This window comes from Pseudomonas sp. TH49 (genome assembly GCF_016650625.1).
In the GTDB taxonomy this organism is placed as follows: domain Bacteria; phylum Pseudomonadota; class Gammaproteobacteria; order Pseudomonadales; family Pseudomonadaceae; genus Aquipseudomonas; species Aquipseudomonas fluorescens_H.
The window spans coordinates 297,290-309,355 of record NZ_JAEKFL010000001.1 but is presented as its reverse complement, the minus strand read 5'-3'; the positions used below and the strand labels follow the sequence as shown (position 1 = coordinate 309,355).

The following is a 12,066-nucleotide window of genomic DNA, read 5'->3' as shown; positions in this document are numbered from 1 at the left end:
GCCAAGCTAGAGTGAACGCCAGCTGTAAAACAGCTTGCAAAGAATTTTTTAAATACGCCGCAGGAGAGATTCGCAATGGCTCAGCAGGGCAGTGGTTATCAGGCTCGCTATAAACGCATTCTACTCAAGCTTAGCGGCGAGGCCCTGATGGGCTCGGAAGAGTTCGGGATCGATCCAAAAGTGCTGGATCGGATGGCGCTGGAAGTCGGCCAACTGGTCGGCATCGGCGTACAGGTCGGTCTGGTGATCGGCGGTGGCAACCTGTTCCGTGGCGAGGCCTTGAGCAAGGCTGGCATGGATCGGGTGACAGGCGACCACATGGGCATGCTGGCCACTGTGATGAACGCCCTGGCCATGCGTGATGCGCTGGAACGTGCCAATATCTCGGCCATCGTGATGTCGGCCATTTCCATGGTTGGCGTGACCGATCACTATGATCGCCGCAAAGCCATGCGCCACCTGAACTCCAAGGACGTGGTGATTTTCGCCGCCGGTACCGGTAATCCGTTCTTCACCACGGATTCGGCAGCCTGCCTGCGCGCCATCGAGATCGACGCTGACGTCGTGCTGAAGGCGACCAAGGTCGATGGCGTCTATACCGCTGACCCGTTCAAAGACCCGCATGCCGAGAAGTTCGATCATCTGACTTATGATGAAGTACTGGATCGCAAGCTGGGTGTAATGGATCTGACAGCGATTTGCCTGTGCCGCGACCACAAAATGCCGCTGCGCGTATTCAACATGAACAAGCCCGGCGCCCTGCTGAACATCGTGCATGGCGGCGCTGAAGGCACTCTGATCGAGGAAGGTCAACAATGATCAACGAAATCAAGAAAGACGCTCAAGAGCGCATGCAGAAATCCCTGGACTCTCTGGCCCATGCATTCGGCCAGATTCGTACCGGCAAGGCTCACCCAAGCATCCTGGGCAGCGTGATGGTGCCGTACTACGGCGCAGACACTTCCATCACTCAAGTGGCCAACATCACTGTAAAAGACTCCCGCACCCTGCAAGTCGTCGCTTTCGAGCGCAACATGCTGGCGGCCGTCGACAAAGCGATCCAGAGCGCCGGTCTGAACCTGAACCCGACCAACCTGGGTGAACTGCTGCTGATCTCCATGCCGGCCCTGACCGAAGAAACCCGTAAGGGCTTCACCAAGCAGGCGCGTGCTGCCGCTGAAGATGCACGTGTTGCTGTGCGCAATATCCGCCGTGATGCGCTGGGTGAGCTGAAAAAACTGGTCAAGGATAAAGAAATCAGCGAAGACGAAGAGCGTCGTGCCACCGCTGAAATCGACAAGCTGACCAAAGACTTCGAGGCCCAGATCACCAAGGCCACGGACGAGAAAGAAAAAGACCTGATGGCCGTATAAGGGTCGAGTTTCAAATGGACAAGACCAAGCAGTCTGCGCCGTCCGCGGTGCCGCGCCATGTCGCGATCATCATGGATGGCAACAATCGCTGGGCGAAAAAACGCTTTATGCCGGGTGTCGCCGGGCATAAAGCTGGCGTGGATGCTGTGCGGGCGGTAATCGAGGTGTGCGCCGAGGCCAAGGTCGAAGTGCTCACCCTGTTCGCCTTTTCCAGTGAAAACTGGCAGCGCCCGGCCGATGAAGTCAGTGCCTTGATGGATCTGTTCTTCAAGGCGTTGCGTCGTGAGGCCAAGCGCCTCAACGACAACAACATCAGCTTGCGCATCATCGGTGATCGCTCGCGCTTCCACCCTGAGCTTCAGGCGGCGATGCGCGAGGCGGAAGCCATGACGGCCGGTGCCAACCGCTTCATCCTGCAGATCGCCGCCAACTACGGTGGTCAGTGGGATATTGCCCAAGCGGCGCAGCGTCTGGCGCGTGAAGTCCAGGCCGGGCATCTGCGTCCGGAAGATATCACTCCGGATCTGCTGCAGACCTGTCTGGCCACCGGCGACCTGCCGTTGCCGGATCTGTGCATCCGCACCGGTGGCGAGCACCGCATCAGCAACTTCCTGCTGTGGCAACTGGCGTACGCCGAGTTGTACTTCTCCGACCTGTTCTGGCCGGACTTCAAACACGAAGCCATGCGCACCGCGCTGGCCGATTTCGCTTCGCGCCAGCGTCGCTTCGGTAAAACGAGCGAACAGGTCGAAGCTGGAGCCCGGGTTTAATGCTTAAACAACGAATCATCACTGCGCTGATCCTGCTGCCGATCGCTCTGTGCGGGTTTTTCCTGCTCGAAGGGTCTGGTTTTGCGCTGTTCATCGGTCTGGTCGTGAGCCTGGGCGCCTGGGAATGGGCGCGTCTGGCTGGCTTTACCGCGCAGTCGTTCCGTGTCGGCTTTGCCGCTGTCGTCGCGCTGATGCTGTTCGTCATGTACGTCCTGCCGGGCCTCGCCCCTTGGGTGTTGGGCGCCTCGGTGTTGTGGTGGGCGGTGGCGACCTATCTGGTGCTGACCTATCCGCGTTCGAGCGAGCACTGGTCCACGGCGGCCACCAAACTGGTGATCGGCTTGCTGATCCTGCTGCCGGCCTGGCAAGGGCTGGTGCAGATCAAGCAGTACCCGCTGGGTAACTGGTTGATCATGGCGGTGATGGTGCTGGTCTGGGGGGCCGATATCGGTGCCTATTTCTCCGGCCGTGCCTTTGGCAAGCGCAAACTGGCGCCGCAAGTCAGCCCTGGCAAAAGCTGGGAAGGCGTTTACGGTGGTCTGGCGCTGAGCCTGGTGATTACCGCGATCGTCGGCCTGGTGCGTGACTGGACCGTTGGCGAGCTGCTCAAGGGCCTGATCGGCGCTGCGTTGATCGTATTCATTTCGGTGGTGGGTGACCTCACCGAGAGCATGTTCAAACGTCAATCCGGCATCAAGGACAGCAGCAACCTGCTGCCCGGTCATGGCGGTGTGCTTGATCGCATCGACAGTCTGACCGCCGCGATCCCGATTTTCGCTGTATTGCTGTGGATGGCTGCGCCGTGAGCCGCCCTCAACAGATTACCGTTCTGGGGGCTACCGGCTCGATCGGTCTGAGCACCCTCGACGTCATCGCTCGTCATCCTGAGCGTTATCAGGTTTTCGCGCTGAGCGGCTTCACGCGCCTGAGCGAGTTGCTGGCCTTGTGCGTGCGCCATGTGCCGCAATTCGCAGTCGTGCCGGAAGTGGCGGCGGCGCGTGGCTTGCAGGACGACCTGCGTGCTGCCGGTTTATCCACTCGCGTATTGGTCGGGGAGGAGGGCCTGTGCCAGGTCGCCTCCGCGCCCGAAGTCGATGCCGTGATGGCCGCCATCGTTGGCGCCGCGGGTCTGCGTCCGACCCTGGCAGCGGTGCAGGCCGGGAAGAAAATCCTTCTGGCCAACAAAGAAGCGTTGGTGATGTCCGGCGCGTTGTTCATGCAGGCCGTGCACAAGAGCGGTTCGGTATTGCTGCCGATCGACAGCGAACACAACGCGATCTTCCAGTGCATGCCGCAGGATTTTTCCCGTGGTCTGGGCGCTGTTGGCGTGCGGCGGATTTTGCTGACGGCTTCGGGCGGTCCTTTCCGTCAGACGCCGATGAGCGAACTGGCGCATGTTTCGCCTGATCAGGCATGTGCTCACCCGAACTGGTCCATGGGTCGCAAGATCTCGGTGGATTCGGCCAGCATGATGAACAAGGGCCTGGAGTTGATCGAGGCTTGCTGGCTGTTCGACGCCAAGCCGTCGCAGGTCGAGGTGGTGATTCATCCGCAGAGTGTGATTCACTCGCTGGTCGACTATGTGGATGGCTCGGTATTGGCGCAGTTGGGCAACCCTGACATGCGCACGCCGATTGCCAACGCATTGGCCTGGCCTGAGCGGATCGACTCGGGTGTGGCGCCGCTGGACCTGTTTGCCATTGCACGTCTGGATTTCGAAGCACCGGACGAGCAGCGCTTCCCTTGCCTGCGCCTGGCGCGACAGGCGGCAGAGGCTGGCAACAGCGCGCCGGCCATGCTCAATGCGGCCAACGAAGTGGCGGTCGCGGCGTTTCTCGACGGACGCGTTGGTTATCTGGAAATCGCGAGTATCATCGAGGATGTGCTGAATCTCGAGCCAGTGGTTGCGCTTGAGGATCTGGACGCGGTGTTTACCGCTGACGCGAAAGCGCGGATTCTGGCCGGACAATGGCTTGATCGTCACGGCCGATAGCCGTTGCAGGACCATGGCTTCACGCGGCACTGAACAGGATTGCGGAGAAAGTAGATGAGCGCGCTCTATATGATTGCCGGCACCCTGATCGCTTTGGGTGTGCTGGTCACCTTTCACGAATTCGGCCACTTCTGGGTCGCGCGTCGCTGTGGCGTCAAGGTTTTGCGTTTCTCTGTGGGCTTCGGCATGCCCTTGCTTCGCTGGCACGACAAGCAGGGTACCGAGTTTGTCGTCGCCGCGATTCCGCTGGGTGGCTACGTCAAAATGCTCGATGAGCGTGAGGGCGAAGTCCCGGCCGATCAGCTTCATCAATCCTTCAATCGCAAATCGGTTCGCCAGCGTATCGCTATTGTTGCAGCGGGGCCGATCGCCAACTTCCTGTTGGCCCTGGTGTTTTTCTGGGTGCTGGCCATGCTCGGCAGCGAGCAGATCCGTCCGGTCATCGGTGCCGTCGAGTCCGGCAGCATCGCGGCCAGGGCTGGCTTGAGTGCCGGTCAGGAAATCGTCGCCATTGATGGCGAGCCGACTTCTGGCTGGGCGGCCGTCAATTTGCAGTTGGTTCGTCGTCTTGGGGAAAGCGGGGCCCTGCAATTGCTCGTGCGTGAGCAGGGCTCTACAGCGGATACGCCGCGCGAACTGGCGCTCGATCATTGGCTCAAAGGGGCGGACGAGCCCGATCCGATTCGCTCGCTGGGGATTCGCCCATGGCGCCCGGCCCTGCCGCCAGTGCTGGCCGAGCTCGATCCAAAAGGTCCGGCGCAGGCCGCTGGTCTGAAAACCGGCGACCGTCTGCTGTCGCTCGATGGTCAGGCGCTGGGTGACTGGCAGCAAGTGGTCGATACCGTTCGTACGCGTCCTGATACCAAAATCTTGCTGCGCGTCGAGCGTGACGGTGCTCAAATCGACGTCCCGGTGACCTTGGCGGCGCGCGGCGAAAGCAAAGCGCCGAGCGGTTATCTCGGGGCCGGCGTAAAAGCCGTGGACTGGCCGCCGGAAATGATCCGCGAGGTCAGTTATGGCCCGTTGGCCGCGATTGGCGAGGGTGCCCGACGTACCTGGACCATGAGCATCCTGACGCTGGACTCACTGAAGAAAATGCTGTTTGGCGAGCTCTCGGTAAAAAACTTGAGTGGGCCGATAACCATTGCTAAAGTGGCGGGCGCTTCTGCCCAGTCGGGCGTTGCTGATTTCCTGAATTTCCTTGCTTATCTGAGTATTAGCCTGGGAGTTCTGAATTTGCTGCCCATCCCTGTACTGGATGGGGGGCATTTGTTGTTTTATCTGATTGAGTGGGTGCGTGGTCGCCCCTTGTCGGATCGGGTGCAAGGTTGGGGGGTGCAGATCGGTATCAGTTTGGTGGTCGGAGTGATGTTGCTTGCTCTGGTCAATGATCTGGGCCGTCTGTAAAGCTTCGCTGAATTGCGAATCTGCCGCATTTTGCGGCAGTTTGTTTATTGCCAGTTGGAATAAGAAAGGACTTCATGAAACGTCTGCTGCTAACTGCGGTTCTCACCGTATTGATGATCGCCGAAGTTCACGCCGAGTCCTTCACTATCTCTGATATTCGCGTCAATGGCCTCCAGCGGGTCTCCGCGGGTAGCGTCTTTGGTGCCTTGCCGTTGAACGTCGGCGAGCAGGCGGATGATCGTCGCCTGGTGGAATCCACTCGTGCGTTGTTCAAAACCGGTTTCTTTCAAGATATCCAGCTGGGCCGCGAAGGCAACGTTCTGGTGATCACGGTCGTCGAACGCCCGTCGGTCGCGAGTATCGAGATCGAAGGTAACAAGGCGATCTCTACCGAAGACCTGATGAAAGGCCTCAAGCAGTCCGGACTCTCGGAAGGCGAGATCTTCCAGCGCGCCACCCTCGAAGGTGTGCGTAACGAGCTGCAGCGCCAGTACGTTGCGCAGGGCCGCTATTCGGCTACGGTTGATACCGAAGTGGTCTCGCAGCCGCGTAACCGCGTAGCCCTGAAAGTGAAGATCAACGAAGGCACTGTGGCTGCCATCCAGCACATCAACGTGGTGGGCAACACGGTTTTCCCTGACGACGACTTGATCGACCTGTTCGAACTGAAAACCACCAACTGGCTGTCGTTCTTCAAGAACGACGACAAGTACGCCCGTGAAAAGCTCTCCGGTGACCTGGAGCGTCTGCGTTCCTACTACCTGGACCGCGGCTATATCAACATGGATATCGCTTCGACCCAGGTGTCCATCACCCCGGACAAGAAACACGTCTACATCACCGTCAACATCACCGAAGGCGAGAAGTACACCGTTCGTGACGTCAAGCTCAGCGGTGACCTGAAGGTGCCTGAAGACCAGGTCAAGTCGTTGTTGCTGGTGCAGAAAGGCCAGGTGTTCTCGCGCAAGCTGATGACCACCACCTCCGAACTGATCACGCGCCGTTTGGGTAACGAGGGTTACACCTTCGCCAACGTCAACGGCATACCTCAGCCGCATGACGACGATCACACTGTGGACATCCTCTTCGCCGTCGATCCGGGCAAGCGCGCCTACGTCAACCGCATCAACTTCCGTGGCAACACCAAGTCCGAGGACGAAGTGCTGCGTCGCGAAATGCGTCAGATGGAAGGTGGCTGGGCTTCGACCTACCTGATCGACCAGTCCAAGACCCGTCTTGAGCGTCTGGGCTTCTTTAAGGAAGTGAACGTCGAGACACCGGCTGTTCCGGGTGTCGACGACCAGGTTGACGTGAACTACGCCGTTGAAGAACAAGCCTCCGGCTCGATCACCGCCAGCGTCGGTTTCGCGCAGAGCGCCGGCCTGATCCTCGGTGGTTCGATCACCCAGAACAACTTCCTGGGTACTGGTAACCGTGTGAGCGTGGGCCTGACCCGCAGCGAATACCAGAGCCGCTACAACTTCGGCTACGTTGACCCCTACTGGACCGCCGACGGCGTGAGCCTGGGTTACAACGCGTTCTATCGCACCACCGACTACAAAGACCTCGACGTCGACGTAGCGAGCTATGCGGTAGACAGCCTGGGTGCCGGCGTCAACGTTGGCTACCCGATCAGTGAGACTTCGCGTCTGACCTTCGGTCTGTCCGCGCAGCAGGACAAGATCAAGACCGGTCAGTACACCGTCGACGAGATTTTCGACTTCGTTAACAAGGAAGGCGACAACTACCTGAACTTCAAGGCTTCGGCCGGCTGGTCCGAGTCGACCCTGAACAAGGGCGTGTTGCCGACCCGTGGCCGTTCCCAGAGCCTGACTCTGGAAACCACGATTCCTGGCAGCGACCTGTCGTTCTACAAGCTCGACTACCGTGGCCAGTTGTTCCAGCCGATCACCGAAAACTACACCCTGCGTCTGCACACCGAGCTGGGTTATGGCGACGGTTATGGTTCGACCGATGGCTTGCCGTTCTATGAAAACTACTATGCTGGTGGTTTCAACTCGGTACGTGGCTTCAAGGACAGCACTTTGGGTCCTCGCAGTACCCCTAGCCGTGGCGTCGGGGTTACAGGTAACGCCGGTACACTGGCCGACCCGGACCAGGACCCGCTGCCGTTCGGTGGTAACGTGCTGATCCAGGGCGGTGTTGAAGTCCTGTTCCCGCTGCCATTCGTGAAGGATCAGCGCTCCCTGCGTACCTCGGTATTCTGGGACGTCGGTAACGTGTTCGACTCGACTTGCAAGTCGACCACCAACGCAGATGGTACAAAGGCCAACACTCAGTGCAACGACATCAGCCTGAGCAACATGGCAAGTTCCGTCGGTGTTGGCGTGACCTGGGTCACCGCACTGGGTCCTCTGAGTTTTGCTCTGGCGATGCCGGTCAAGAAGCCGGATAACGCTGAAACTCAAGTGTTCCAATTCTCCCTCGGCCAGACGTTCTAAGCGTCTGACCCAAGATAACGACAATGGATTTTGTAGGAGTGCATCGTGCGTAAGTTGACTCAATTGGTTCTCCTGGCCTCCGTACTGGTGGCAGGCCCGGCGTTCGCCGACATGAAAATCGCCGTGCTGAACTATCAGATGGCACTGCTGGAATCCGACGCGGCCAAGAAGTACGCCGTGGATGCCGAGAAGAAGTTCGGTCCGCAACTGACCAAGCTCAAGACGCTGGAAAGCAGCGCCAAGGGCATTCAGGATCGCCTGATGGCCGGTGGCGACAAGATGCAGCAGGGCGAGCGTGAGCGTCTGGAGCTTGAATTCAAGCAAAAGGCCCGTGACTTCCAGTTCCAGTCCAAGGAGCTGAACGAAGCCAAGGCAGTTGCCGACCGCGAAATGCTCAAGCAACTGAAGCCGAAACTGGATAGCGCAGTGGAAGAAGTCATCAAGAAAGGTGGTTTTGACCTGGTGTTCGAGCGTGGCGCAGTCATCGATGTCAAACCGCAGTACGACATCACGCGCCAGGTTATCGAGCGCATGAATCAGCTGAAGTAACCCATGACCGTGACTATCAAGCTCGGCCAGTTGGCCGAGTTCCTCGGCGCCACCCTGCGTGGCGACCCCGAGACGCAAATTACTGGGCTAGCCACCTTGCAGGAGGCTGGCCCAGCTCAGTTGAGCTTTCTGGCAAATCCTCAATATCGCAAATACCTGGCAAGTTCCCAGGCGGCTGCGCTGTTGCTCAAGGAAGCCGATGTCGAAGGTTTTGCCGGCAATGCGCTGGTGGTGCCGGATCCTTACCTGGCTTATGCGCGTATCTCTCACCTGTTCGATCCCAAACCGAAAGCCACCGCGGGTGTTCATCCCACGGCGGTGATTGCGCCGGATGCGGTGGTTGATCCAAGCGCCAGCATCGGCCCGTTCGTGGTGATCGAGGCCGGTGCGCGCATCGGTGCACAGGTCACCCTGGGCGCCCATTGCGTCATTGGTGCCCGCAGTGAAATCGGTGAGGGCGGCTGGCTCGCTCCGCGGGTGACGCTTTATCACGACGTGCGCATCGGCAAGCGGGTGGTGATCCAGTCCGGCGCCGTGCTCGGTGGCGAAGGCTTCGGTTTTGCCAATGAGAAAGGTGTCTGGCAGAAGATCGCCCAGATCGGCGGCGTGACCATCGGTGACGATGTCGAGATCGGTGTGAACACCGCCATCGACCGTGGCGCGCTGGCGGATACCGTGATCGGCAACGGCGTGAAACTCGACAACCAGATCCAGATTGCGCACAACGTCCAGGTCGGTGATCACACCGCCATGGCCGCGTGTGTCGGTATCTCCGGCAGCACCAAGATCGGCAAGCACTGCATGCTCGCCGGTGGCGTCGGCCTGGTGGGGCACATCGATATTTGCGACAACGTTTTCCTGACCGGGATGACCATGGTGACCCACTCGATTACCGAGCCAGGCGCCTATTCTTCCGGCACAGCCATGCAGCCGGCGGCCGAATGGCGCAAAAGCGCGGCCCGCATCCGTCAGCTCGATGACATCGCGCGACGTTTGAAGCAGTTGGAAAAGCGCGTTGGGGAAGTGACCCCCGGCAGTAATGCTTCATCTGATGGCTGATACCATTTCCATATCAAGTGTGCACAGCCTCTAGACTGCCTCCTTGATTTGCTAGAGGAGTGCGCGTCAGTCGCGCTCCCAATCTTTACATAGGCTTCCCCCCGAAATGATGGACATCAACGAGATTCGCGAATACCTGCCTCACCGTTACCCGTTCCTGCTGGTGGACCGGGTGGTGGAACTGGACACTGAAGGCAAGCGCATTCGCGCCTACAAGAATGTCAGCATCAATGAGCCATTCTTCAATGGTCACTTCCCTGCGCATCCAATCATGCCAGGCGTGCTGATCATCGAGGCGATGGCCCAGGCTGCCGGGATCCTCGGTTTTAAAATGCTCGACGTGAAACCGGCCGATGGCACGCTTTACTACTTCGTCGGTTCCGACAAGCTGCGTTTTCGTCAGCCAGTGCTGCCGGGCGATCAATTGATCCTTGAAGCCAAGTTCATCAGCTGCAAGCGTCAGATCTGGAAATTCGAATGCCAGGCTTCGGTCGACGGTAAACCGGTCTGCTCGGCTGAAATCATCTGTGCGGAACGCAAGCTATGAGTTTGATTGACCCTCGCGCAATCATCGATCCGTCGGCCGTTCTGGCTGACGGCGTCGAGGTCGGCCCGTGGTCGATCATCGGCGCAGGTGTGGAAATCGGCGAGGGTACTGTGATCGGGCCGCACGTGGTCCTCAAAGGCCCGACCCGCATCGGCAAGCACAATCGCATCTACCAGTTTTCCTCGGTCGGTGAGGACACTCCCGACCTGAAGTACAAGGGTGAAGAAACCCGTTTGGTGATCGGTGATCACAACGTCATTCGCGAAGGCGTGACGATTCACCGTGGCACCGTTCAGGATCGTTCGGAAACCACCCTTGGCGATCACAACCTGATCATGGCCTATGCCCACATCGGACATGACAGCGTGATCGGCAACCACTGCATTCTGGTCAACAACACGGCTTTGGCCGGGCATGTACATGTCGACGACTGGGCGATCCTTTCCGGGTTCACCCTGGTGCATCAGTATTGCCACATCGGCGCCCACAGTTTTTCCGGCATGGGCACTGCCATCGGCAAGGACGTTCCGGCGTTCGTGACCGTGTTCGGCAACCCGGCCGAAGCGCGCAGCATGAACTTCGAAGGCATGCGCCGTCGTGGTTTCAGCGAAGACGCGATTCATGCGCTGCGCCGCGCCTATAAAACGGTGTATCGCCAGGGCCTGACCGTGGAGCAAGCGTTGGCCGAGTTGGCCGAGCCTGCTGCGCAGTTCCCGGAAGTCGCGGTGTTTCGTGACTCGATCCAGTCGTCGACTCGCGGCATCACCCGCTGATCATGGCCAGTCTGCGTATTGCGCTGGTGGCGGGAGAGGCTTCCGGTGATATTTTGGGCGCCGGGCTCATGCGCGCCCTCAAGGCTCAACACCCGGCAGTCGAGTTCATCGGTGTCGGCGGTCCGTTGATGCAGGCCGAGGGCCTGACGTCTTATTTCCCTATGGAGCGTCTGTCGGTCATGGGGCTGGTGGAAGTGCTCGGGCGGCTGCGCGAGTTGCTCAAGCGCCGCAAGCACCTGATCGCCACGTTGATTGCCGAGAAACCGGATGTGTTCATCGGCATCGACGCTCCCGATTTCAACCTCAACATCGAACTCAAGCTGCGTCAGGCCGGGATCAAGACCGTGCATTACGTCAGCCCTTCGGTGTGGGCGTGGCGCCAGAAGCGTGTGCTGAAGATTCGCGAAGGTTGCGATCTGATGCTCACCCTGTTGCCGTTCGAAGCAAAATTCTACGAAGAGAAGGGCGTGCCGGTGCGGTTCGTCGGTCATACGCTGGCCGATACCATCCCGCTGCAAGCCGATCGCGCCGCAGCGCGCGCCGAACTCGGCTTGCCCGACGGGCCGCTGGTGGCGTTGATGCCCGGCAGTCGCGGTGGTGAAGTCGGCCGTCTCGGTGCGCTGTTCCTGGATACGGCCGAGCGCCTGCGGGCCATGCGCCCGGGGTTGCGCTTCGTCATACCGTGCGCGAATGCCGAGCGTCGCGCTCAGCTCGAAGAGTTGCTGGTTGGCCGCGACTTGCCGGTAACCCTGCTCGACGGCAAATCGCATCTGGCCCTGGCGGCGTGCAACGCGGTGTTGATCGCCTCCGGCACGGCGACACTTGAAGCATTGTTGTACAAGCGGCCAATGGTCGTTGCGTATCGCCTGGCGCCGCTGACCTTCTGGATTCTCAAGCGCATGGTCAAGAGCCCCTACGTGTCGCTGCCGAACCTGCTGGCCCAGCGTCTGCTGGTACCGGAATTGTTGCAGGATGATGCGACAGTCGAAGCATTGGCCCAGACCCTGGCGCCGCTGATCGAAGGTGGCGAAGAGCAGACCCGAGGCTTCGACGAGATCCACCGCACATTGCGGCTGGATGCTTCCAATCAGGCGGCGGATGCCGTCCTCAACCTGATCGGTCAGAAACCATGA

12 protein-coding genes are annotated in these 12,066 nt (G+C 59.5%); all 12 read left to right on the top strand.

The features are described 5' to 3' along the window. Window positions 1-75: 75 nt before the first annotated feature. The 12 genes from pyrH to lpxB all read left to right on the top strand — a co-directional run bounded on the left by pyrH (window position 76) and on the right by lpxB (window position 12,066). On the top strand, window positions 76-819 hold the full coding sequence (pyrH, locus tag JFU48_RS01590; RefSeq protein WP_003222124.1) for a UMP kinase: 744 nt from the start codon (window positions 76-78) through the stop codon (window positions 817-819). Next, window positions 816-1,373 (top strand): ribosome recycling factor, encoded by a 558-nt coding sequence (frr, locus tag JFU48_RS01585; protein ID WP_103520496.1) that lies wholly within the window; start codon window positions 816-818, stop codon window positions 1,371-1,373. The genes pyrH and frr overlap by 4 nt, the downstream gene beginning before the upstream one ends. 14 nt (window positions 1,374-1,387) lie before the next feature. Continuing rightward, window positions 1,388-2,143 (top strand): polyprenyl diphosphate synthase, encoded by a 756-nt coding sequence (gene uppS, locus JFU48_RS01580; protein WP_003222128.1) that lies wholly within the window; start codon window positions 1,388-1,390, stop codon window positions 2,141-2,143. Then, the gene (locus JFU48_RS01575; RefSeq protein ID WP_003222130.1) at window positions 2,143-2,949 is read left to right on the top strand and encodes a phosphatidate cytidylyltransferase; all 807 of its coding nucleotides are present in this window, start codon (window positions 2,143-2,145) and stop codon (window positions 2,947-2,949) included. The genes uppS and JFU48_RS01575 overlap by 1 nt, the downstream gene beginning before the upstream one ends. Then, on the top strand, window positions 2,946-4,136 hold the full coding sequence (gene ispC, locus JFU48_RS01570; RefSeq protein WP_003222132.1) for a 1-deoxy-D-xylulose-5-phosphate reductoisomerase: 1,191 nt from the start codon (window positions 2,946-2,948) through the stop codon (window positions 4,134-4,136). Before JFU48_RS01575 ends, ispC begins: the two co-directional genes overlap by 4 nt. A 54-nt stretch (window positions 4,137-4,190) precedes the next feature. After that, a complete protein-coding gene (gene rseP / locus JFU48_RS01565; protein WP_003222134.1) occupies window positions 4,191-5,543 on the top strand; it encodes a sigma E protease regulator RseP in 1,353 nt (450 codons plus the stop codon). A 74-nt stretch (window positions 5,544-5,617) separates the two neighbouring features. Beyond that, window positions 5,618-8,005, top strand: a complete 2,388-nt coding sequence (gene bamA / locus JFU48_RS01560; protein WP_003222136.1) for an outer membrane protein assembly factor BamA — start codon at window positions 5,618-5,620, stop codon at window positions 8,003-8,005. A gap of 45 nt (window positions 8,006-8,050) precedes the next feature. Then, on the top strand, window positions 8,051-8,554 hold the full coding sequence (locus JFU48_RS01555; RefSeq protein ID WP_003222140.1) for an OmpH family outer membrane protein: 504 nt from the start codon (window positions 8,051-8,053) through the stop codon (window positions 8,552-8,554). Between the two features lie 3 nt (window positions 8,555-8,557). Then, the gene (gene lpxD, locus JFU48_RS01550) at window positions 8,558-9,613 is read left to right on the top strand and encodes a UDP-3-O-(3-hydroxymyristoyl)glucosamine N-acyltransferase (RefSeq protein ID WP_045122314.1); all 1,056 of its coding nucleotides are present in this window, start codon (window positions 8,558-8,560) and stop codon (window positions 9,611-9,613) included. A gap of 106 nt (window positions 9,614-9,719) precedes the next feature. Continuing rightward, window positions 9,720-10,160 carry a 3-hydroxyacyl-ACP dehydratase FabZ gene (fabZ, locus tag JFU48_RS01545; RefSeq protein ID WP_003222142.1) on the top strand — a complete coding sequence of 147 codons (441 nt, stop codon included), beginning with the start codon at window positions 9,720-9,722 and terminating at the stop codon, window positions 10,158-10,160. Continuing rightward, window positions 10,157-10,933 (top strand): acyl-ACP--UDP-N-acetylglucosamine O-acyltransferase, encoded by a 777-nt coding sequence (lpxA, locus tag JFU48_RS01540; RefSeq protein ID WP_103486496.1) that lies wholly within the window; start codon window positions 10,157-10,159, stop codon window positions 10,931-10,933. The genes fabZ and lpxA overlap by 4 nt, the downstream gene beginning before the upstream one ends. Window positions 10,934-10,935: 2 nt before the next feature. Beyond that, the gene (gene lpxB / locus JFU48_RS01535) at window positions 10,936-12,066 is read left to right on the top strand and encodes a lipid-A-disaccharide synthase (protein ID WP_003222145.1); all 1,131 of its coding nucleotides are present in this window, start codon (window positions 10,936-10,938) and stop codon (window positions 12,064-12,066) included.